Genomic DNA, 20855 nt, shown 5'->3' with positions numbered 1-20855 from the left:
TCATCCCCAGGATCGCAGTGCTCTTATTCTGTTATTCTGCAGGCTTCTCAGCGAGTGCAACAGGTGCAGGGGCTGCTGGCTGGCTTGCTGGCGGAACAGCCGGCGCTTTGGAGGCTGCCGTTCCTTTTGTCAGCCCCTTAATCAACGCCTCTACATCAATTCCGGAGACGCTTTTGAGCATTTCCGGAGCTGTGGACATCAGCTGGGTCACATAGTTGCTGACCCGGGCAGCGCCTTCACCGTTGCCGGTATCCACCACCGTCAGCTTATCGATGGAAGCCAGCGGCTCGGCGATCCGTCCGGCCAGGTCAGGCAGCATTTTCACGATAATATCGAGTACTGCCGCCTCGCCGAACTTCTGGAACGCTTCCGCCAGCTTCTCCTTGGCTTCCGCTTCCGCGAGGCCGCGCAGCCGGATAACCTCAGATTCCGCCTTACCTTTGGCCAGCTCGGCATCCGCCACAGCCTGGCCTTCCAGCCTCTTCTGCTCGGAGGTGGCCTTGGCCTGGGTCTCAATGCTGTACTGCAGGGCATCGGCTTCGCGCATTCTCTTGGCCTTGTCGGCTTCCGCCGCCTGCTCCACCGCGTACCGGTCGGCTTCGGCCTTCTTCTTCACTTCAGCGTCATACTGCTTCTCGCGCACCTGGATTTCCTTGGCCTGAAGATCAATTTCCCGCTCCTTGCGCACCAGCTCGACCTTCATCTGCTCTTCAACCACCGTCTGCTTGGCACGCGCCTCCTGAATATGGTAGGCCTGGTCGGCTTCCGCCTTCGCGGTATCCTGATCACGCTTAAAGGCAGCCACCTTAAGCTGGTTATCCTTGGAGGCTTCGGCAATGTTCGTGTCGCGCAGCAGCTCCGCCTTCTGCCCCTGCTCTTCGGCATTGGCCTTCTGAATCCGCGCATCCCGCACAGCTTCCGCTTCCGCAATCTCCGCATCCCGCTTCACTGCGGCAATGCGCGGCTTCCCTAGCGCTTCCAGGTAACCATGCTTGTCGCGCACATCCTTAATGGTAAAGGAAACGATCTGCAGACCCATTTTCTTCAGATCACGCGCCGCTACCCCCTGCACCTCCTGGGCAAAACGGTCCCGGTTGCGGTAAACCTCCTCCACCGTCATTGAGCCGAGAATCGCCCGCAGATGGCCTTCCAGCACCTCCTGGGCCTCGCTCTTCAGCGCATCAATCGGCTTGCCCATGAACTGCTCGGCCGCCGTGGCCACATCCTCGGTGGAGCTGCCCACCTTGATGATGGCAACCCCGTCGGCAATAACAGGAACCCCTTGCTCGGTGTATACCTCCGGGGTCGTCACGTCGAGCTTGTGGGAGAGCAGAGACATAAATTCGGCCTTCTGGAAGACCGGCAGAATAAACGCCCCGCCGCCGCGGACGATCTTGATTTTGCGGCCGGAGCCGTCGTCGGAAATATGATTGCTGCCCAGGAATGAACCGGTAACAATCATTCCTTCATCGGGACCAACCGTTTTGTAGCGCGCCCAGAACGCAAGTCCTAGCACCAGGAGCACAGCAACCACCACAGCAGGTATAAACAAAAATTCAGGCAAACCGTACATTACAGATCCTCTCCTCTTCGCTGTTCGAATTCAGACACAAGCGCGACACCCTCCTGCACCTCGACCACCACCACCTTGATCCCGGCAGGCAGGGGCTGATGATCAAAGCTCGCCGCCGTATGCAGACTGTTGCCTGCACCGAATCTCACCATTATCTCGCCGTAGCCCTGTGCCGGAACAGGAACGGTAATCTCCCCGATTTTGCCGGGCAGCTCACTCATGGAGAAGCCGCTGGACATCTCGCTTTTGTCCATGGGCTTCACCACTCCCAAATACATAACAACACCCATAAACCCCGCAGTGAGCAGGGACAGAGCCACAATTGGACCGTCCTCCAGGCTGCTGTAGCGGGTCAGCAAAATGCCTGCTCCCCCGAATACGGTGATGCCTCCGGCCAGGACCGCAGGGCTGATCACATGAAAGGACACCACATCAAAAATCCCGTCCAAGGCACTGCCGATCAGATCCCCCAAAAGCACGCTGACTACGGCAAAAATGACGCCTAGCGCCAAACAGCCCAAATACAGCGTTTCCATATCGTTCTCCTCCCGTCTTTACTTCCGGAATGTCATACTAGTATAAACGCAAAAAGCATGTCCTTGGTTTCACAATCCTGGGTTATTATCTCAGTCTATGCAGCGCTACGCTCCAATAACGGCATTGTCCGCCGTTATTTCGGCGCAATGTGCCCAGGTGAGGTTCAACATCGGCATTTGGGCCGTTATTTCCAGCAAAATTGTTGGTGGTCCGAATGACAGGCTCAAGATTTCAAGTCCAGTTTGTATCAAATAGTCAAGATACGCCTGCCTTTTAGGGTACGCCTGGAAGAACTTAAATGTCACGCGTGCGGCGCTTAACCCGGCATTCTTTTATCTAACCTCGGATTCAGGACTGGGATAGTTCTCTTGCCCTAAAGCGCTTGCCTAAAATCAAAAAAAGAGCAGGTTACCGAAAAGATAGCCCGCCCTTTTCTTTGAGCGCGAAATATAGAACTTGACAAGCAGCTCGAAGGTGCAGCAAAGCCCCGTGGAAAACGGGGAGGGTACGCCCATCAATCAGTACGCGAATTCGCTAATAGAAACGCAGACATCCCCATCCAAGCAGTGTCAGCCTCAGCCGCACCTTATGTCCCCTCCAGCGCCAGGTTTAATTGCTCTTTCCTGGCCTTCGTCTTACAGCGCCATTGTATAGATTTCAACCACATCTTCACGCTGCAGCTTGCGGAAATTGCCGAATGGTCCGAAGCGCACCGCTTTGTCGGCCATGCTGCCGATCTCGCTGCTGCCGATATCATAGTCGCCCAGCGTCTTCGGCGCGCCGATGGAATCCCAGAAGCTGCGCAGCGCTTCAATGCCCTCAAGGCCCACTTCCTCATCGGTCCGGCCGGCAGCATCAATGCCGAATACATTGACGGCCAGCTGGCGGAAACGGGCAGGGTTCGTGCTGAGGTTGTATTTCATCCAGTGCGGGAAGAGAATTGCCAGACCGCCGCCGTGCGGAATATCGTATACCGCCGATACGGCATGCTCAATGTTGTGGGTGGCCCAATCTCCGGCAAAGCCCATGCTGACCATTCCGTTCAGCGCCATTGTGCCGCAGTACATGACCGTCTCGCGCAGCTCGTAGCTGTCCAGGTCTTCAATCAGCTTCGGCGCGGCAGCAATCACGGTGCGCAGCAGCGTCTCGCAGAACCCGTCCTGTACAAGCGTATTTCCGTCCGTATGGAAGTAATGCTCCAGCACATGGGACATGATATCCACCATTCCGTATACAGTCTGGTCACGCGGCAGGGAGAAGGTATTCTCCGGATCAAGGATGGAAAAGGCCGGGAAGGCGTGAACGCTGCCCCAGCCCATTTTTTCCCGGGTGGCTTCATTGGTAATTACGGAGCCGTTGTTCATCTCCGAGCCTGTGGCTGCCATAGTAAGCACTGTGCCGAGGGGCAGTGCACCCTGCGGAGCCGCTTTGCGCTCTACAAAGTCCCACATATCCCCGTCATATTTCGCACCGACCGCAACCGCCTTCGCACAATCCAGCACGCTTCCGCCGCCTACGGCAAGAATCAGGTCGATGCCCTTCCCGCGGCAGAGGTCTACACCCTTATGTACAGTGGACAGCCGCGGATTTGGTTCTACGCCGGACAATTCCGTAACTTCAGCGCCGGCAGCCTTCAGCTCGGCGATAACCTTATCGTACAGGCCGCTGCGTTTGATGCTGCCGCCGCCGTACATGAGCAGCACATTCTTGCCGTATTTGGGCACTTCATGCTGAAGTGCGCTCAGGGTACCTCGTCCAAAAATCAACCTGGTAGGATTATAAAATTCAAACTTGCGCATAGGAATAAACCTCCGTTAATTAAGGGAATGTGATGCAATATTCTATTATAGACCTCCGGCATGCCGCATTCAAATCAGTCCCGTACAAACAGGTTCCCGCGCAAAAAGAAATGCCCCCGGGCCGGCGGCTGGGGGCATTTCATAGAATATGGATAGGCTTAGCAGAGACTGCCCCGGTCTGGCGCCAGCCATATAAAGCCAGCGCCAGCCGTGATGGCATACTCCACGCACGTTCAGCAATAACTGATGTGTCTTACAAAAGGCACGCCGCGTGCGCTCAGCGGAAGCCCAGACTGTGGGCAAAGCGGCGGAAAGCCGCCTGGCCTTCGGGCGTCCGCTTGTACACGCCGGCATGCTCCAGGATACGGGTGAACCTGATCCCAACCTCGTTCTGCACCGTCCTGACCGCTTCCTCACGGTCCAGCGCGGTGCCAAAACGTGCGGCCAGCTCCTGAATCCATGAAGCATGCTGCGCCAGCGCGTGGTCAGCCTGTGACCCAGCAGCCTCCAGCAGAGCCGTATCTCCGGCCAGAATACCGGCGATGGCATCCAGCTCTTCCTTCAGGCGGCCCGGCAGAATCGCAAGTCCCATCACCTCGATCAGGCCGATGTTCTCTTTCTTGATATGATGCATCTCCCGGTGCGGGTGGTAGATTCCTTCGGGATGCTCCTCGCTGGTCCGGTTGTTGCGCAGCACCAGATCCATTTCGAAGCCGCCGTCCTCGGCCCGGCGCACGATAGGAGTAACCGTATTATGCGGCGTCCGCTCCCCGTCCACCCCGCTGAAAGCCAGCACTTCGGCTTCCGGGTCGCTGTAAGCTTTCCAGGCTTCATAGATTTCATTTCCGCATTCCAGCAGCACCGCCGGGTCTGCACCCTGCAGGCGCAGTACCGACATCGGCCATTTCACGATGCTGAGGCTTACGCCGGGATAAGAAGCGTGGGTGAAGGTATCCTCTTTCGGCGCCTTCTGAATCGGGAACGTGTGGCGTCCGCCCTGGAAATGATCATGGGTCAGAATGGATCCGCCCACAATCGGCAGGTCGGCATTGGAGCCGATGAAGTAATGCGGGAAGGCTTCCACGAAGCCAAGCAGGCGCTTCAAGCTGTCCTTCGTCAGCTTCATCGGCACATGGTCGTGATGGAACACAATGCAGTGCTCATTGTAGTACACGTAAGGAGAGTACTGTAAGAACCACTTCTCGTTATTCAGCTTTAGTGGAATAACGCGCAGGTTCTGCCGGGGCGGATGATTGAGCCTTCCGGCGTAGCCGACATTCTCGCGGCAGAGCAGGCATTTCGGATAGACCGGCGGCGGAAGCAGCCGGGCCATGGCAATTTCCTGCGGGTTTTTCTCCGGCTTGGACAGATTGATTGTCATTTCGATGTCCCCGTAAGGGGAATCCTGCAGCCAGTAGACATTCTTCGAGATACGGTCCATGCGGATATAGTTGGAATCAATGCTCAGCTTGTAAAAGCGGTCCGTAGCCGCCTGAATGCCCTTCTCCGCCGTAAGGCTGTAGAATTCGGCATTAACCTCGGAGGGCCGGGGCATGAGAAGGCCCATGATTTTGGCATCCAGCAGATCGCGGTACGTATCTGTATTCTCGGGAATCAGGCCGATTTCGAAGCCGTAGTCAATCAGGGCATCCAGCGGCGCCTGCGGACTCTCCAGCGGCGCCTCTGCGAATTCGGCCGCATACGGCTCGCTGAAGCCGAACTGGTCCAGCAGCTCATTGCGGCTGTAATCGGCATCCGCAGGCTGAATCAGCTGCTGATGCGCTGCAAACAGCACGAGCTGTTCGATCGCATGCAGCGCCTTCTCTGACGCAGAAGCGGCATTATTATCGTTGTTCATTTCTTCTTCTCCTTCATGTGCAGTAGCTAAGCTTAACGAACGTCCATCGGCCAGCCGGGCTGCCTACTCCCCATACCCTTGCGGGTTGGAGGAGTGCCAGTTCCAGGCGCTCCGGATGATCCCTTCAACGTCAGCGTGCTGCGGGTTCCAGCCGAGAACGGAGCGGGCTTTGTCCGAAGAAGCCACCAGAACTGCCGGGTCCCCGGCGCGGCGCTCCTGAATCACTACCGGAATGTCCAGGCCGGTAACCTTCTTGGCCGTTTCGATGACCTGCTTGACCGAGAAGCCCAGCCCGTTGCCCAGGTTGAAAATATTGCTGGCACTGCCGCTGCGCAGATACGTTACGGCCCGCACATGGGCATCAGCGAGATCGCTGACATGGATATAGTCGCGTACACAGGTCCCGTCTTCCGTCGGATAATCGTCGCCGAAGACCGCAATGCTCCCGCGCTGCTTCAGCGCGGTCTGCAGCACCAGCGGAATCAGGTGGCTCTCCGGACGGTGGTCCTCGCCGATCTTCCCGCTCTTATGGGCACCCGCAGCATTGAAATAGCGCAGCGCGACATATTTAATGCCCAGCACCTTGTCAAACCAGGCCATCATCCGCTCCATGGTCAGCTTGGTTTCACCGTACACATTCGCAGGCTCCGTGCGGTCGGTTTCCTCAATCGGCACCTTTTCCGGTTCGCCGTAGGTTGCGGCGGTGGAGGAGAAGACGATTTTGTCCACACCTGCCTGCTGCATCGCTTCCAAGAGGCACTGGGTGCCATATACGTTGTTGTCGTAGTATTTGACCGGGTCCTTCATGCTCTCGCCAACCAGCGAGCTTGCGGCAAAGTGAATGACCGCATCGATCTTATTTTCCGAAAAAAGCTTAGCCAGCGTTACCTTGTCACGCAGATCGCCTTCATACAGCTTGCCGCCCAGCAGCGCCTCGCGGTGTCCTGTCAGCAGATTGTCGATCACCACAACCTCTTCGCCCCGCTCCAAAAGCTCAGCCACCGTATGGGAGCCGATATATCCTGCTCCACCCGTTACCAGAATCGCCATCCTACTTCACTCCTTCCAGTTCTTCTACGCCATTGCCGATTCCGCATACATAGAACTCGCCGGCCAGACCGGTTCTGGCTGTATAGGCTTCCCCCACTTCACGGATAAACCGCTGCACATCATCCTCATGCACCAGAGATACGGTACACCCGCCGAAGCCTGCACCGGTCATGCGTGAGCCGAGTGTTCCGGGAATCTTCTGTGCTTCTTCCACCATAACATCCAGCTCCTCACAGCTGACTTCATAGAGGTCGCGGAGCGAGACATGGGAAGCATTCATATATTGGCCGAACTGTTTCAGGTCATTCTTCTTCAGCGCTTCGACCGAATCAAGCACACGCTGGTTCTCTTCCACTACGTGGCGGGCGCGGCGTCTTACAGTTTCATTGGTGATTTTGTCCTTGTGCGCCTCGAACTGCTCCGGCTTCAGCTCCGCGAGATAAGACAGGGAAGGAACCTCCTGCTTCAAAATAACCAGGGCCTCTTCGCATTGGCTGCGGCGCTCATTGTATTTGGAATCCACCAGGCCCCGCTTCTTGTTCGTGTTGCCGATTACCAGCTTGTAGGAGCCGGTCACAAAAGGAATCAGGCTGTATTCCAGTGTGTCGCACATCAGCAGAATCGCCTGGTCGCGCTTGCCGTTGGCTACGGCGAATTGGTCCATAATCCCGGAATTTACGCCGACATACTGGTTCTCCGCCCGCTGGGACAGCAGCGCGATCTCCACCGTATCCACAGCCCCGCCAAGCAGTGTGAGAAAAGCAAACCCGGTTACCACCTCAATGGATGCCGACGAGGACAAGCCTGAGCCGTTCGGAATTTCTCCATGGAATAAAAGATCATAGCCTCCGGATACCGGAAAACCCTGTTTGGCCAGCTCCACCATCACGCCGACAGGATAGTCCACCCATTCACCTGTTTTGGCTGTGCCGATGTCACTGTAATCAATGGATGCTACAAAGGGGAAATTTGTTGATGCGAACTGAACCTTGCCGTCGCTGCGCGGACGGACAATGAGTGTGGTGCCGAAATCGAGCGCTGCCGGGAACACATATCCGCCGTTGTAATCCAGATGCTCCCCGATCAGATTCACTCGTCCCGGAGCATAGAATACCCGTGCCTCCTCTGTGCTCCCCCCGTATTTTTCACTAAATTTGACCTTCAGATCCTGTATGCCCATTAATGCCACTCCATCCTTTCGCTGCTTCTCGCTTTAACCTTTAAGTATGATACTGCTTCGAGTCTGCTTACATTATAATAAAATCAGACTTGCCCTGATAATGCAATCATGTGTGTAATATATGGACAAATGTGACTTAACGAATAAAAGAAGATATAATCGGAAGTAAGATTATTTATCTCATTTACCCGCCCGAAGTGCTATGGCAGCGCTGACCGGGGAAAGGCGGCTCCAGCGTGGAACATACTTATTCCGTAGGATCAAATCCGGTGGTGTACGACAGGCAGCAGCTGCATGTGCTCTTTGCCGGCGAGAGCCAGACCCTGCCGCTGCATCAGGCCGGTCCCAAAATCTACGATTACTATCTGCTGCACTTCATCGAATCCGGCTCCGGAACCTTCCGCACCGAGGAGCGCAAATACGAGCTTGGGCCCGGGGACTGCTTCCTGATTCATCCGGGGCAGCTGGTCAGCTACCTCTCGGACGGGGCGCAGCCCTGGCGTTACCGCTGGGCGGCTTTTACCGGCACGGACGCAGACGGGCTCGTGCTACAGACCGGCTTCACTCCGCAGAAGCCGGTCCTGTCCACCGCCGAAGGCAGTGCCGTCCCCGGCGCACTGGCCGGGATGATGCGCGCCTTCTATGGAGGCAATGAAAGCGCCCATCTGATCTCGCTGGGCTATCTGTATCTCATCGTCGGCGAAGCAGCCGGGCTGCTCACCTCCTCCTCGCGCCTGCCCGGTGCGGAATCACAGGTCAAACGTACCGTCAAGCAAATGATCCACTACATGGCGGCCCAGTACGCCCATCCCGTCTCGATTGAGCAAATGTGCGCCAGCCTCGGCTACAACCGCGCCTACCTGTCGCGCATCTTCAAGCAGGAAACGGGCTTGTCGCCCGTTACTTACCTGCTGAAGCTGCGCATCGAGAAATCACGGCAGCTGCTGCGTGAACGCCCGGAGCTGTCTGTGGAGCAGGTTGCCGCCTCTGTCGGGCTGACGGATGCCCTGTACTTCTCCCGCCAGTTCAAACGCTTCTGCGCCCAGTCGCCAACCTCTTACCGCATCACAACGGCAAGGCATGGGGAGAAATAGCTTTTGGAGCGGGACGGTGGTCTGGCTGACTGTTGATAGCCGGCTATCAGCGGCTGGTAGTCCGTTCCAGATGTCTGGGAGCTGGCGGCTGCGGTTAGCGGCTTGTTCCCTGGGAACAGCTCGCGGGCGCCTGCGGTGGGTGTGGGTCCCTGGGAACAGCTCGCGGGCTCCTGCGGTGGGTGTGGGTCCCTGGGAACAGCTCGCGGGCTCCTGCGGTGGGTGTGAGTACCTGGGAACGGATCGCGGACGCCTGCGGTGGGAGTGGGTCCCTGGGACAGCTCGCGGGCTCCTGCGGTGGGTGTGAGTACCTGGGAACAGCTCGCGGGCGCCTGCGGTTATTAGTGGCTGCAACGTGTGATGATTAGGTTAGCTGGTGAATGTGTGCCCAACGGGCTTGGCGCTAAGTGGATTTTCTACCACTAATCAGGTGGAAATCCATGCCGGAAACGGGTTAGTGGGAATTTGTACACCTAATTTTGAGTAAAACCACGTTTTGCGCTCTGAGAGGCCATTTTAAGTATACTTTTTCCCACTAATAGCTATTAGTTGGGGGAAATCCTCAGAATTAAGTATACTTTTTCCCACTCGGCCTACAGCACCGGCAGATCCAACATTCGAACGCTTGCAGCAAAAGCCCGGCTCCGGTTCAGGAAGCGGGCTCTTGGTGTCCGTGTGTTAAGCGGTAGCGGAGGCAACTCTCAGGACTCGCTATCCGTCTTCAGGATCGTTTCAATCCGGTCCAGCTCCTCCTGGGTGAACTCGCCATGGGATAATGCGGCGATATTCTCCTCAATCTGGCTGACCCGGCTGGCGCCGATCAGCGCGGAGGTGACTCTGCCGCCGCGCAGGGTCCAGAGCAGCGCGAACTGCGCCAGCGTCAGGCCGCGCGAAACGGCAAGCTGATTAAGCGCATGGATCTTGCGCAGCACTTCGGGCGTAATCCGGCTTTCGTTCAGAAAGGCAGACGGCCCGGCTGCCCTGGAATCGTCCGGAATGCCGTTCAGATATTTGCTGGTCAGGAGACCCTGCGCCAGCGGGGTGAAGGCAATGCTGCCGATGCCGTGCTCCTCCAGCACATCCAGCAGCCCGCCTTCGATCCAGCGGTCAAGCATGGAATACCGGGGCTGATGAATCAGCAGCGGTGTGCCGAGCTTGTTCAGAATCCGGACGGCCTCCACGGTTTGCTCCGCCGTGTAATTGGACAATCCGATATACAGCGCTTTGCCGGAACGGACCGCGGTATCCAGCGCACCCATCGTTTCTTCGGGCGGTGTGTCCGGGTCGGGACGGTGCGAATAGAAAATATCCACATAATCCAGCCCCAGGCGCTTCAGGCTCTGGTCGAGGCTCGCCAGCACATATTTGCGTGAACCCCAGTCCCCATAAGGGCCGGGCCCCATGTAATATCCAGCCTTGGTTGAAATAATCATCTCATCGCGGTAGGGCGCCAGATCGCGGGCAAGCACCCTGCCGAACAGCTCCTCCGCCGACCCGGCGGGCGGGCCGTAATTATTGGCAAGATCAAAATGGGTAATCCCGAGATCGAACGAGCGGGTGATCATGTCCCGGCCATTTTCATAAGCATCGATGCCGCCAAAGTTATGCCAGAGTCCCAGTGAAATGGCCGGAAGCCTGAGGCCTGACCTGCCGGTGCGGTTGTAACGCATGGCTTCATACCGTTCATCGCTAGCCACATATACCATTCTTAATCCCTGCCTCTCGTTTCGCTGATATCGCGCTACCCTATTTTAAACCTCTGAACGGAATTGTAATCTTCGGTGCAAAAGCCCGGCCCGTTGTCTCTTCTGCGAAGTTTCCCGGAAGCCTACAACAGCTCCTGTATTCTGCCCATCACTGTACCGATGCGGTCTGTCACGATCAGGTCTGCCTGATGGTCATACGGAGTGGGATCTCCGTTCAGCAGCACCGTATGCCGGCCCTGGAAGTACGTAATCAGGCTGGCTGCGGGCTGCACGGTGAGCGAAGTGCCGCCGATGATGAGCAGATCTGCGGCCGCAATGGCTGCTACTGATTCTACAAGGACCTCATGATCCAGCTCTTCTTCATAGAGCACCACATCGGGTTTGATGATCCCGCCGCATTCCGGGCAGCGCGGAACACCCTCCCCGGAGGCGAGCACCTGGTCCAGCCCGTAATAACGCGAGCATTCCATACAGTGGTTGCGGTGAATGGAGCCATGCAGCTCCAGGACACTCCGGCTTCCGGCCAGCTGATGCAGGCCGTCGATATTTTGCGTGATGACCGCAGCCAGCTTGCCCTCATGCTCCAGCTCGGCCAGCAGCCGGTGCGCCCCATTCGGCTTCGCTTCAGGATGGATCATTTTGCTGCGGTAAAAATCAAAAAAAATGTCCGGCGAGGAGATGAAAAAGCTGCGGCTCAGCATCACCTCAGGCGGATAAGGCGAGTTGTGCTGGGCCTTGTACAGACCTGCCGCAGAGCGGAAATCCGGAATCCCGCTTTCTGTGGATGTTCCGGCCCCTCCAAAAAAAACGATGTTGCTGCTGTCCTTGATCCAGGAAACCAGTGTCTGCAATTGATCCATAAGCCCAAACGCATCCTTTCTATAATAAGACTCAGATTGTGAGACGCAGCTGATGATAACCGGAGATGACGGTATCCGCATCCTGCAGATGCCCGGCACTCCCGGCCGGTGCAATTCCGACCGAGAGGCGCAGTCCTGCCCCCCGGCCGAGCTGCATGTCGGCATTGCTGTCGCCGATGATCACCGTCTCCTCCGGACTAAGCCCCAGCTCCCGGCAGGCGGTCTCCGCCATTTCGGGTGCAGGCTTGCCGAGGGTAACGCGGTCCCTGGTTACCACCGTGTCAAAATAGCCGGTGATCCCCAGCCATTCCAGCTGCTCAAAGGTTGTGGCGGCACCGTCGGAGGTTACTACGCCAAGCTTCAGCGACGCCGCGGCGCACTGCCGCAGGAATGGCAGCAAATCCGGCAAAGGCCGGGCCGACCGGCGGCGGCGCAGCTCATACATCGCCTCCTTGCCGATGGCCGTCACCCGGGCCAGGGCTTCATTCCAGGGAACTCCGGCTGTGTACAGCTGCCAGGCCAGGATGCCGTTCGTCTCCTCGGCGGTAGCCATAGCCAGCGGCCCGGCAGGGTCATAGCCGACCACTTTTCCGGCGCCGTCATGCTCCGTACCCAGCACCTTGGCGATGTCAAACCCGGGACTGTTTTCTTTTCCAATAAAAGCCAAATAATTCTCCAGTCCCATCAGCATAAGGTCTGCCCAGGTTCCCCAGGTGGCGAGCAGATCAAGCAGGGTCCCATCCTTGTCGAACAATATGCCCTTGCAGGGCACAATATGGGCATTTACATGCAATACGGCCATTCTCCGGCTCCTCTCTAAGTGACGGGACACAGGGTTAACGCAGATTGCCCACCCAATCCAGCATCGCCCGCGCGGTAAGGGTCTGCTGCTCTTCCTCTGAAATCGTCGCTTTCCCGTCCCCCTTCTGCTCGCCGTAGCTTCCGAACTGGGCATGATTGCCGCCCTTGACCGAATAATATACTGTATTGCCGGGCAGATAGGACCGGCCTTTATTGTAGTTTTCCTGATCTATCACCTTATCCTCGGTGCCCAGAACCGACAAAACAGATAGTGTGGTATCCTCCAGGCTGCCCTTCTCATCCGGGTAGGAAGCCAGAAAAAAGACGCCCTTCAGCTGGTCTGCATGCTCCGCCGCATAACGCGAAGCCATGACCCCGCCCAGCGAATGGCCGCCCAGCACAAACGTCAGCTTTGGATGCACGCGGATGATCTCTTCGGCCGCATCGCTTTTGATCACCGCGAGATTGAGCGGCATCTTGGCGATGTAGAACGGATGGCCCGCCGCGGCGATTTTTTGGGCCAGGGGCGCATAGGCCTCCGCCGCAACCAGCGCACCGGGATAAAAGATTACGGCCGCTCCGAGCGTGGCCGAGGGCTCAAACGAAATCCAGTTGTCATTTTGCTCCACGCTGACACCGCCTGCGGAGACCAGTGCAACCTCAGCCCTTTCCGCCGGCGCGTAAGGCGTTAAATATCTCCATAAAAAAATACCCGCCGCAATCAGAATGACAATAATTCCCAGAAGAATGCGGCGTTTGGTTATTTTTCGGCTCAATAGTGTTCACTCCCGATTACTGCATACAGAAAATTATAGAGGATTGCAAGAGATCAAACAACCTTCAACACATCGCCACATTTATCCGCGATGACAGCGCTTACCAAACTCATTGTTGTGATGTATTTCACAATTGTTTTTTCGAAAATCTTGTATTTTAAAATTAAAGTAATTTGCTTAGCGCAACCATATTGGAGGTTAGGTCATGATAGGGGAAAGCCCGCTTGAAGCACGTGGAGAGACCTTTTTTCTCAACCTGCGCTTCATGCTGATTGTCACTGTTTTTGCCGGCAATGCGATTGAACCTCTGATTGGCTCCGTGGGCGGAATGCACAGCCTGTATCTGTGGATTTTCAGTTTTCACATGCCGCTGTTTGTGCTCGTGACGGGCTATTTCGCCGGAAAAGGCCTCACCGGAACCGCCGGCCGCAAGGTGCTGCTGCAGATCGGACTGCAATACCTCATCTTCCAAACCCTGTACTCGGCGCTGGACGCTTCCGTCTTCCGCGTATCCAATATCCAGCATTCCTTCTTCGCACCTTATCTGCTCCTGTGGTTCCTGGCCAGTCATGCCTGCTGGCGTCTCTTGATGCTCGGCATGGGCAGATGGAGCAAAACCGCCCAAATCATCTTCGCCGTGTCGGCCGGTATAGCAATCGGGTATCTGCGGCTTGACGGTGTCTGGTTCAGCATCAGCCGCACCTTTGTCTATCTGCCGTTTTTCGTGATCGGCTATCATTTTTCCTTCGCGGCGTTTGTCCGTGTCTACAAGAAATACGTCAAAATCGCTGCCGCTGCCGCATCTGTACTGCTGTTTCTGCTTCTGGGCACGCTCGGCTCCAAGCTTCCGCTGGGCTGGCTGTACGGCAGCATGACTTACATGCAGCTCGGCGCTCCTGAATGGTATGCGGGAGTATACCGGCTGGGAATGTACGGACTGCAGCTTGCCGCCTCCCTCGCTTTTCTGGGGTGGGTGCCTTACCGGCTGAGCCGGATGACAGACTGGGGGCGCCGCACACTCTATGTGTTCCTGCTGCACGGGCTGGTCGTTCGCCTCGCGGCCGCGTCCGGAATTTACGATTATCTTGGCAATGCCGGCGGAGCTGCGCTGGTGCTGCTCTGCGCTGTCTCCTTCACCGTGCTGCTGTCCCAGCCCGCAGTCAAACGCCTGCTTCACCCCATGGTCGAGCCGTCTGTGGACTGGATGATTACCCTCCAGCGCGCCGCTCTGCGCCGTTCACTGTAACATACTTCCAAATTAGCCTATCCCCGCCGGGGATGGGCTTTTCTCACGTCCTCCAAGGGAATCTTATAATGACAAACTTCACATTGTCCGGTAGAAAAATGAGGTCTTTTGTGATAGACTCTCTAATAACGTTCGTATTATATCCGCTTATATTTTTTTATAGAAACGGCTTCGCCCTCCTTCTGTTTTGTGCAAGAAGCTGGACCCCGTTCTTTCTATAAACCGCAGATGCGCAGCTTTTGGGATTGCAATGCGTTAATGCGACACTATATCCGGCTCACAATTTATTTTAGGAGGGAAATGTCATCATGGCAGACAAGAAAATGCGCTCAGACATGATCAAAAAAGGCTTTGACCGCGCTCCACACCGCAGTCTCCTGCGGGCGGCAGGCGTAAAAGAAGAGGATTTCGGCAAACCGTTCATCGCGGTCTGCAATTCCTATATCGACATTGTGCCAGGCCACGTCCACTTGCAGGAATTCGGCAAAATCGTCAAGGAAGCCATCCGCGAAGCCGGCGGCGTTCCTTTTGAATTCAATACCATCGGCGTCGATGACGGGATTGCCATGGGACATATCGGCATGCGCTATTCCCTGCCAAGCCGCGAGATCATCGCCGATTCGCTCGAAACCGTCGTATCCGCGCACTGGTTCGACGGCATGGTCTGCATTCCCAACTGTGATAAAATCACCCCGGGCATGATGATGGGCGCCCTGCGCGTCAATATCCCGACGATCTTTGTCAGCGGCGGCCCAATGAAGGCCGGCGTGGACAGCAAAGGCAAGAAGCTCTCCCTCACCTCCGTATTCGAAGGCGTCGGCGCTCACCAGGTCGGCAAGATCAACGATGCCGAGCTGCTTGAGCTTGAACAATATGGCTGTCCAACCTGCGGCTCCTGTTCCGGGATGTTCACAGCCAATTCCATGAACTGTCTGGCCGAAGCAATGGGCCTCGCCCTTCCGGGCAACGGCACCATCCTCGCCGTGGCGGATGAACGCAGAGACTTCGTCCGCAAATCGGCAACACAGCTGATGGAGCTGATCAAGCTGGATCTGAAGCCGCGCGATATCGTGACCAAGGAATCACTCGACAACGCCTTCGCACTGGATATGGCGATGGGCGGCTCCACCAATACCGTGCTGCATACGCTGGCCCTCGCACAGGAAGCTGAAATTGATTATCCGCTGGAACGCATCAACGAAGTTGCGAACCGCGTGCCATATCTCGCCAAGCTGGCTCCGGCCTCCGACATCTTCATTGAAGACGTTGACCGGGCCGGCGGCGTCAGTGCCGTGCTGAACGAGCTTCTCAAGAAGCCGGGGGCGATCTTCGGGGATTGCATGACCGTTACCGGCAAAACGCTGGCCGAGAACGTTGCCGGACATGAGATTCTGGATACTACGGTCATTCATACGCTGGACAAGCCATATTCCACAGTCGGAGGCCTGTCTGTCCTCTACGGCAACCTGGCTCCCGAAGGCTCCATCATCAAGGTCGGTGCGGTGGATGCTTCCGTAGGCGGCTACCATAAAGGCCCGGCCATCTGCTTCGATTCCCAGGAAGAGGCGCTGGAAGGCATTGCCAATGGCAAAGTAAAAGAAGGACATGTGGTAGTTATCCGTTATGAAGGTCCAAAGGGCGGACCGGGCATGCCGGAAATGCTTGCTCCAACCTCGCAGATCGTCGGTATGGGTCTTGGCGCCAAGGTCGGCCTGATCACCGATGGCCGCTTCTCGGGCGCTTCCCGCGGCATCAGCATCGGGCATATCTCGCCGGAAGCTGCAGAAGGCGGACCGATTGCCTTTGTCGAAAACGGCGACATCATTGAGCTGGACCTCAACAACCGCAAAATCGAGCTGCTGGTTGACGAGGAAGTGCTGGCTGTCCGCCGCACCGGCTGGAAAGGCTTCGAGCCGAAGGTGAAAAAAGGCTATCTGGCCCGCTACTCCAAGCTGGTTACCAATGCAAGCAAGGGCGGCGTGCTGAAGATCTAATAATTGCTGGCCAAGGCGGCCTAGCAGCCCGGTTAAAACTGAAAGCCCCGAAGCAACGGCGTTTCTGCCGTTGTTGCGGGGCTTTTATACTGCGGCGGGTCGTTAGGCATTTCTGCCGTTGCTGCGGGGCTTTTCCACGGCGGCAGCCCGGTTAACGGCATTTCTGCCGTTGTTGCGGGGCTTCTCCGACATCCCGGACAGAAGGATCAATCCAAGGATGCCCTCTGTCATTCTGCGCACGCTGAAGCAATCTACAGAAGAAGGCTGTCTTCGATCGCAGAAAATCCACTTAGGAGACGGCCACTTGATTAATGCTGCGAACCATTTGGGATCAGCTCACCCAGTAATCACAAGCTCCGCAGACCCGGTGCCGGCAGAGCTTCCTCCCGCCATCACCGTAACCCGGCAGGGCACGGGGGCAAACCTCATTGCCTTGTTCCACACGCCCAGCTCTTCCACACCAAGATGGAAGGTCACGGTCTTCTCTTCCCCGGGCTGCAAATCGATTTTGCTGAAGCCCTTCAGTTCCGCAATCCGGCGGGTGATGCCGGACTCCCGGGCACGTATGTACAGCTGGACCGTCTCCATCCCCGGGAAGTCTCCGGTATTCTTCACCGGGATGCTGACAGCTACCTGGCTGCCAGCCTGCAGATCGCCAACCGAGACGGAGTCAGCCGATAACGACAGGCCGCCGTATGCAAAGCTCGTATAGCTGAGCCCGTGCCCGAAGGCGTACAGCGGGGCGGACGGCATATCCACATATACCCGGGAACGGCCAGGGTCCTTCTGGTTGTAATATACCGGCAGCTGCCCGGAGGAACGCGGCAGGGAAACCGGCAGCTTGCCGCTGGGATTCACTTGGCCGAACAAAATTTCGGCAATGGCCTGTCCGCCCTCCGCGCCGGGATATGCCGCGCAGAGGATTGCACCGGCTATCGGCTCCAGGCCGTCCAGCGCATACGGACGGCCCTGGATAACGACCGCGACCACCGGCGTGCCGGTTGCGGCCACCGCTTCCGCGAGCTGCTGCTGGATGCCGCCGAGCCGCAGGCCGGCCAGATCCACACCCTCTCCGCAGTCCATTTCCGATGGGCTGCCTTCACTGATAATCGCGGCGCCGTTGGCTTCGAAGTCGCCGCCGAACTGCCGTGCGCTGCTGCCGCCGAGCACCAGCACGGCAACATCCGCGCTGCGCGCCAGCTCCACCGCTTCGCTAAGCCCCGCTGTGGAAGACCCGCGGATGCCGCAGCCGAGGGCATGCACGACCTGTGCTCCGGCCGGAGCACATTGCCGAATGCCCTGCAGCACCGTCGTGCCGCTCCCTTCACGCTGTATGCTCGTATAATCGCCGAGCTGATTGTACAGCCGGTCCGCATTCGGCCCGATGACCGCAATCCGCCGGAGCTTGCCGGCGAGCGGAAGCAGCGCGTCTTCGTTCTTCAGCAGGACGGCTGATTCCCGCGCCACCTGCAGGTTCAGCCTGCGGGTATCCGCACCGCCCACTGCGGAAAGCGCCTGCTGCCCGTCCGCATACGGACGGTCAAACAAACCGAGCCGGAACTTCAGCGCCAGCACACGGGCGGCAGCGCGGTCAATATCAGCTTCACGGACAAGTCCCAAATTGACCGCCTCTTCCAGCGTGCTGAAGGCCTTGTCCCACAGGCTCAGGTCAACACCGGCGGACAACGCCAGCGCTGCTGCGCCCTCATAGCTGCCGGTCAGCGCCACCAGACGGTCGATGGCCTGCCCGTCGGCCATAACAATACCCTCAAAATCCCACTCCCCGCGCAGAATGCCGCTCAGCAGCGCCTCATTCGCATGGCAGGGAATGCCGTCGATTTCATTGTATGCAGCCATGAATCCGGCAGCGCCCGCCGCCGCTCCGGCTTGCGCAGCCGGGAGATGGATCTCGCGCAGCTCGCGTTCACCGATTGCTGCCGGTCCGGCATTTCTTCCGCCCTGCGCAGCTCCCTGGGCGCACAGATGCTTGAGAACCACCGCCACCTTGTCCGGTGAAGCCAGCTCTCCGCGCGATGTCCCCTGCATCCCGCGCACAGCCGATGCTGTGAAGGCGGCAGCCAGGAACGGGTCCTCGCTGTAGCATTCCTCGGAACGCCCCCAGCGCGGATCATGAAGAATATCAAGGGCGGACAGCAGTCCGATGTGAGCCCCCCGGCTGCGCAGCTCCAGTGCAACCCGGCTGTAAGCCTGCTCCATCAGCTGCGGATTCCAGGTTGCTCCGACAGCCAGATTCACCGGCAGCAGTGTGCCGTCCAGTGCCTGATGCCCGTGCGGGCATTCCTCACTGAGCAGCACGGGAATGCCCAGCCGGGTTTGCTCCCGCACATAGCGCTGCACTTTGTTCGCGGCGGCGGCGCTGTCTGCCGCCGTAATGCCATTGCTGTAATCGACGCCAGACCACGGGTCGCTGCGGAATAATCCATACAGCGCCCCCATCCCTCCACCGGCAGCCACCTCCTGACGGAAGGCCTCGGTAAGCACCAGCTCCCCGTTCTCCCAGGCGTAGGCGTCCCAGCCGTACATCCGCTGGTTGAGCTGGCCTGTCTTTTCACGCAGCGTCATGCGGGACAGAAGATCCTGTACCCGCTCCTCCACACTATAGGAAGACTGCTTGTATATTTCCATCATCCTGTTCCTCCTGCTTGGCTGGCATTATTTAAACTGTACTATAAAGGGAATTTGAAAAATCAGCAAGGAGCATAGCTGCTGCACTTTTCTTGTGAGCACGGTCCATGGAAGCTTCCGACCAAGCCCAGGCCAGCGAATGGGTGAAGCCTCAAGGCTTTTCAGCGAAATCTCATGGTCTGTAGGTAACGCCGCAAAAAGAGCTGCTAATGATGTCTAATTGTACTTTCTGCAACAGAATAGTCCTCAACCCGCCGCAAAAAAGATTCTATTGCACTCCGTACATCAGAATTCCGCAAGAGGGAGGTTTTTGGCCAAAATCCAGAAATCAATTGCACAAAATACAGCAGAATGCGATTTTTTACAAAACGCAGCGGTTTCTATTGCAGAAAGTGCAATCCTTCAATGAAATCCTTAGAATTCCCGGTAAAATAGTCCGGTATAAATCCGGCCATCATGCACCAAGGCGGCAGCTATGTTACGCTTAAGCTGCACGTTCAATTGCAGCAAAGTTCGCTCTGCTGCACGTTACGTTCTGACCCACGTTACAAATTTGCTTTGCATCTGCTACACGTTACATCTGCTACACGTTACATCTGCTCCCGTTACATCTGCTACACGTTACATCTGCTCCCGTTACATCTGCTCCCGTTACATCTGCTACACATTACATCTGCTACACATTACATCTGCTACACATTACATACTGCGGCACATTTTATAAAGTTCGGCCTTGAGTATAGAGTGTACATATTGGATTGCTAAATCGATCGAACCGCAACTGCCATGCTGGGGATTCAGCCGCTATCTGTCCTGCAGTGTATTATAAATCATTCACTGCCCATTTGCATTTTTACATATATATCCTTTTTAAGTTCAGCAATCCTTGCTCCAGTCCAGCACTCCGCACTCTACTCCACCGGGCACTCTTCACTACCCACTCCGCCCGGCACTCTACACTCCTACAACTTCCCGCAAGTTCTTTCCCCACTGGCCGTTATTTCCTGCCCACCGGGCCAGCGGCGCTCCAACAACGGCATTTCTGCCGTTATATTCTGCTCACCCGGGCCAGCGGCACTCAATAACGGCATTTCTGCCGTTATTTCCTGCTCACCCGGGCCAGCGGCGCTCAACAACGGCATTTCTGCCGTTATTTCCTGCCCACCGGGCCAGCGGCACTCCAACAACGGCATTTCTGCCGTTATTTCCTGCCCACCGGGCCAGCGGCACTCCAACAACGGCATTTCTGCCGTTATTTCCTGCTCACCCGGGCCAGCGGCGCTCAATAACGGCATTTCTGCCGTTATTTCCTGCTCACCCGGGCCAGCGGCGCTCAATAACGGCATTTCTGCCGTTATTTCCTGCTCACCGGGCCAGCGGCACTCCAATAACGGCATTTCTGCCGTTATTTCCTGCTCACCCGGGCCAGCGGCGCTCAATAACGGCATTTCTGCCGTTATTTCCTGCCCACCGGGCCAGCGGCACTCAATAACGGCATTTCTGCCGTTATTTCCTGCCCACCGGGCCAGCGGCACTCCAATAACGGCATTTCTGCCGTTATATTCTGCTCACCGGGCCAGCGGCCGCACTCCAATAACGGCATTTCTGCCGTTATTTCCTGCTCACCCGGGCCAGCGGCGCTCAATAACGGCATTTCTGCCGTTATTTCCTGCCCACCGGGCCAGCGGCACTCCAATAACGGCATTTCTGCCGTTATTTCCTGCTCACCCGGGCCAGC

General features: G+C 57.0%; 17 protein-coding genes. 3 read left to right on the top strand and 14 right to left on the bottom strand.

Annotation, left to right across the window (positions count from 1 at the left end):
* Positions 1–31 precede the first annotated feature (31 nt).
* The 6 genes from HYD27_RS29850 to HYD27_RS29825 all read right to left on the bottom strand — a co-directional run bounded on the left by HYD27_RS29850 (position 32) and on the right by HYD27_RS29825 (position 7997).
* On the bottom strand, positions 32–1573 hold the full coding sequence (locus tag HYD27_RS29850; RefSeq protein WP_219221408.1) for a flotillin lipid rafts scaffold protein FloT: 1542 nt from the start codon (positions 1571–1573) through the stop codon (positions 32–34).
* Positions 1573–2109 carry an NfeD family membrane protein gene (locus HYD27_RS29845; RefSeq protein ID WP_219221407.1) on the bottom strand — a complete coding sequence of 179 codons (537 nt, stop codon included), beginning with the start codon at positions 2107–2109 and terminating at the stop codon, positions 1573–1575. The genes HYD27_RS29850 and HYD27_RS29845 overlap by 1 nt, the downstream gene beginning before the upstream one ends.
* A gap of 636 nt (positions 2110–2745) precedes the next feature.
* A complete protein-coding gene (locus HYD27_RS29840; protein WP_219221406.1) occupies positions 2746–3909 on the bottom strand; it encodes an iron-containing alcohol dehydrogenase in 1164 nt (387 codons plus the stop codon).
* Between the two features lie 277 nt (positions 3910–4186).
* Positions 4187–5767 carry a UDP-glucose--hexose-1-phosphate uridylyltransferase gene (locus HYD27_RS29835; protein ID WP_219221405.1) on the bottom strand — a complete coding sequence of 527 codons (1581 nt, stop codon included), beginning with the start codon at positions 5765–5767 and terminating at the stop codon, positions 4187–4189.
* 63 nt (positions 5768–5830) lie between these two features.
* Entirely contained in the window at positions 5831–6817 is a 987-nt protein-coding gene (gene galE / locus HYD27_RS29830) for a UDP-glucose 4-epimerase GalE (protein WP_219221404.1), read from the bottom strand.
* A gap of 1 nt (position 6818) precedes the next feature.
* Complete coding sequence (locus HYD27_RS29825; protein WP_219221403.1) at positions 6819–7997, bottom strand: galactokinase; 1179 nt, start codon at positions 7995–7997, stop codon at positions 6819–6821.
* A gap of 236 nt (positions 7998–8233) precedes the next feature.
* Between HYD27_RS29825 and HYD27_RS29820 the strand changes: the two genes are divergently transcribed.
* Positions 8234–9091: an AraC family transcriptional regulator gene (locus HYD27_RS29820; protein ID WP_219221401.1), complete on the top strand. Its 858-nt coding sequence runs from the start codon at positions 8234–8236 to the stop codon at positions 9089–9091.
* Positions 9092–9789: 698 nt separating this feature from the next.
* Here the strand turns inward: HYD27_RS29820 and HYD27_RS29815 are convergent.
* From HYD27_RS29815 to HYD27_RS29800, 4 genes are all read right to left on the bottom strand, one after another.
* Positions 9790–10794 (bottom strand): aldo/keto reductase, encoded by a 1005-nt coding sequence (locus tag HYD27_RS29815; RefSeq protein WP_219221400.1) that lies wholly within the window; start codon positions 10792–10794, stop codon positions 9790–9792.
* 122 nt (positions 10795–10916) lie between these two features.
* Positions 10917–11654 (bottom strand): NAD-dependent protein deacylase, encoded by a 738-nt coding sequence (locus tag HYD27_RS29810; RefSeq protein ID WP_219221398.1) that lies wholly within the window; start codon positions 11652–11654, stop codon positions 10917–10919.
* A gap of 31 nt (positions 11655–11685) precedes the next feature.
* A complete protein-coding gene (locus tag HYD27_RS29805) occupies positions 11686–12456 on the bottom strand; it encodes an HAD family hydrolase (RefSeq protein ID WP_219221396.1) in 771 nt (256 codons plus the stop codon).
* A 34-nt stretch (positions 12457–12490) separates the two neighbouring features.
* Positions 12491–13231, bottom strand: a complete 741-nt coding sequence (locus tag HYD27_RS29800) for an alpha/beta hydrolase (RefSeq protein WP_219221394.1) — start codon at positions 13229–13231, stop codon at positions 12491–12493.
* A gap of 205 nt (positions 13232–13436) precedes the next feature.
* Between HYD27_RS29800 and HYD27_RS29795 the strand changes: the two genes are divergently transcribed.
* Positions 13437–14477, top strand: a complete 1041-nt coding sequence (locus HYD27_RS29795; protein WP_219221392.1) for an acyltransferase family protein — start codon at positions 13437–13439, stop codon at positions 14475–14477.
* 308 nt (positions 14478–14785) lie between these two features.
* The gene (ilvD, locus tag HYD27_RS29790) at positions 14786–16471 is read left to right on the top strand and encodes a dihydroxy-acid dehydratase (RefSeq protein ID WP_219221391.1); all 1686 of its coding nucleotides are present in this window, start codon (positions 14786–14788) and stop codon (positions 16469–16471) included.
* 102 nt (positions 16472–16573) lie between these two features.
* On the opposite strand, the gene HYD27_RS32520 is transcribed toward ilvD, so the two are convergent.
* The 4 genes from HYD27_RS32520 to HYD27_RS29775 all read right to left on the bottom strand — a co-directional run.
* On the bottom strand, positions 16574–16702 hold the full coding sequence (locus HYD27_RS32520) for a hypothetical protein (RefSeq protein WP_255596538.1): 129 nt from the start codon (positions 16700–16702) through the stop codon (positions 16574–16576).
* 105 nt (positions 16703–16807) lie between these two features.
* Entirely contained in the window at positions 16808–19117 is a 2310-nt protein-coding gene (locus HYD27_RS29785) for a glycoside hydrolase family 3 C-terminal domain-containing protein (RefSeq protein ID WP_219221422.1), read from the bottom strand.
* 962 nt (positions 19118–20079) lie between these two features.
* Positions 20080–20565, bottom strand: coding sequence for a hypothetical protein (locus tag HYD27_RS29780; protein WP_219221389.1), 486 nt, complete (start codon positions 20563–20565; stop codon positions 20080–20082).
* Positions 20566–20573: 8 nt separating this feature from the next.
* On the bottom strand, positions 20574–20855 hold a 282-nt coding region (locus HYD27_RS29775), incomplete at its 5' end, for a hypothetical protein (protein WP_219221387.1).

Source organism: Paenibacillus sp. S150 (assembly GCF_019352175.1).
Taxonomy (GTDB): Bacteria; Bacillota; Bacilli; order Paenibacillales; family Paenibacillaceae; genus Paenibacillus_AQ.
Note: the sequence above shows the minus strand (reverse complement) of the source record. Positions and strands in the feature narration are given on the sequence as shown.

What these genes read in the sequence shown, in the direction of transcription:
- HYD27_RS29850 (WP_219221408.1), bottom strand. Translation starts at nt 1,573, where the DNA reads ATGTACGGTTTGCCTGAATTTTTGTTTATACCTGCTGTGGTGGTTGCT.
- HYD27_RS29845 (WP_219221407.1), bottom strand. Translation starts at nt 2,109, where the DNA reads ATGGAAACGCTGTATTTGGGCTGTTTGGCGCTAGGCGTCATTTTTGCC.
- HYD27_RS29840 (WP_219221406.1), bottom strand. Translation starts at nt 3,909, where the DNA reads ATGCGCAAGTTTGAATTTTATAATCCTACCAGGTTGATTTTTGGACGA.
- HYD27_RS29835 (WP_219221405.1), bottom strand. Translation starts at nt 5,767, where the DNA reads ATGAACAACGATAATAATGCCGCTTCTGCGTCAGAGAAGGCGCTGCAT.
- galE (WP_219221404.1), bottom strand. Translation starts at nt 6,817, where the DNA reads ATGGCGATTCTGGTAACGGGTGGAGCAGGATATATCGGCTCCCATACG.
- HYD27_RS29825 (WP_219221403.1), bottom strand. Translation starts at nt 7,997, where the DNA reads ATGGGCATACAGGATCTGAAGGTCAAATTTAGTGAAAAATACGGGGGG.
- HYD27_RS29815 (WP_219221400.1), bottom strand. Translation starts at nt 10,794, where the DNA reads ATGGTATATGTGGCTAGCGATGAACGGTATGAAGCCATGCGTTACAAC.
- HYD27_RS29810 (WP_219221398.1), bottom strand. Translation starts at nt 11,654, where the DNA reads ATGGATCAATTGCAGACACTGGTTTCCTGGATCAAGGACAGCAGCAAC.
- HYD27_RS29805 (WP_219221396.1), bottom strand. Translation starts at nt 12,456, where the DNA reads ATGGCCGTATTGCATGTAAATGCCCATATTGTGCCCTGCAAGGGCATA.
- HYD27_RS29795 (WP_219221392.1), top strand. Translation starts at nt 13,437, where the DNA reads ATGATAGGGGAAAGCCCGCTTGAAGCACGTGGAGAGACCTTTTTTCTC.
- ilvD (WP_219221391.1), top strand. Translation starts at nt 14,786, where the DNA reads ATGGCAGACAAGAAAATGCGCTCAGACATGATCAAAAAAGGCTTTGAC.
- HYD27_RS32520 (WP_255596538.1), bottom strand. Translation starts at nt 16,702, where the DNA reads ATGACAGAGGGCATCCTTGGATTGATCCTTCTGTCCGGGATGTCGGAG.
- HYD27_RS29785 (WP_219221422.1), bottom strand. Translation starts at nt 19,117, where the DNA reads ATGGAAATATACAAGCAGTCTTCCTATAGTGTGGAGGAGCGGGTACAG.
- HYD27_RS29780 (WP_219221389.1), bottom strand. Translation starts at nt 20,565, where the DNA reads ATGCCGTTATTGAGCGCCGCTGGCCCGGGTGAGCAGGAAATAACGGCA.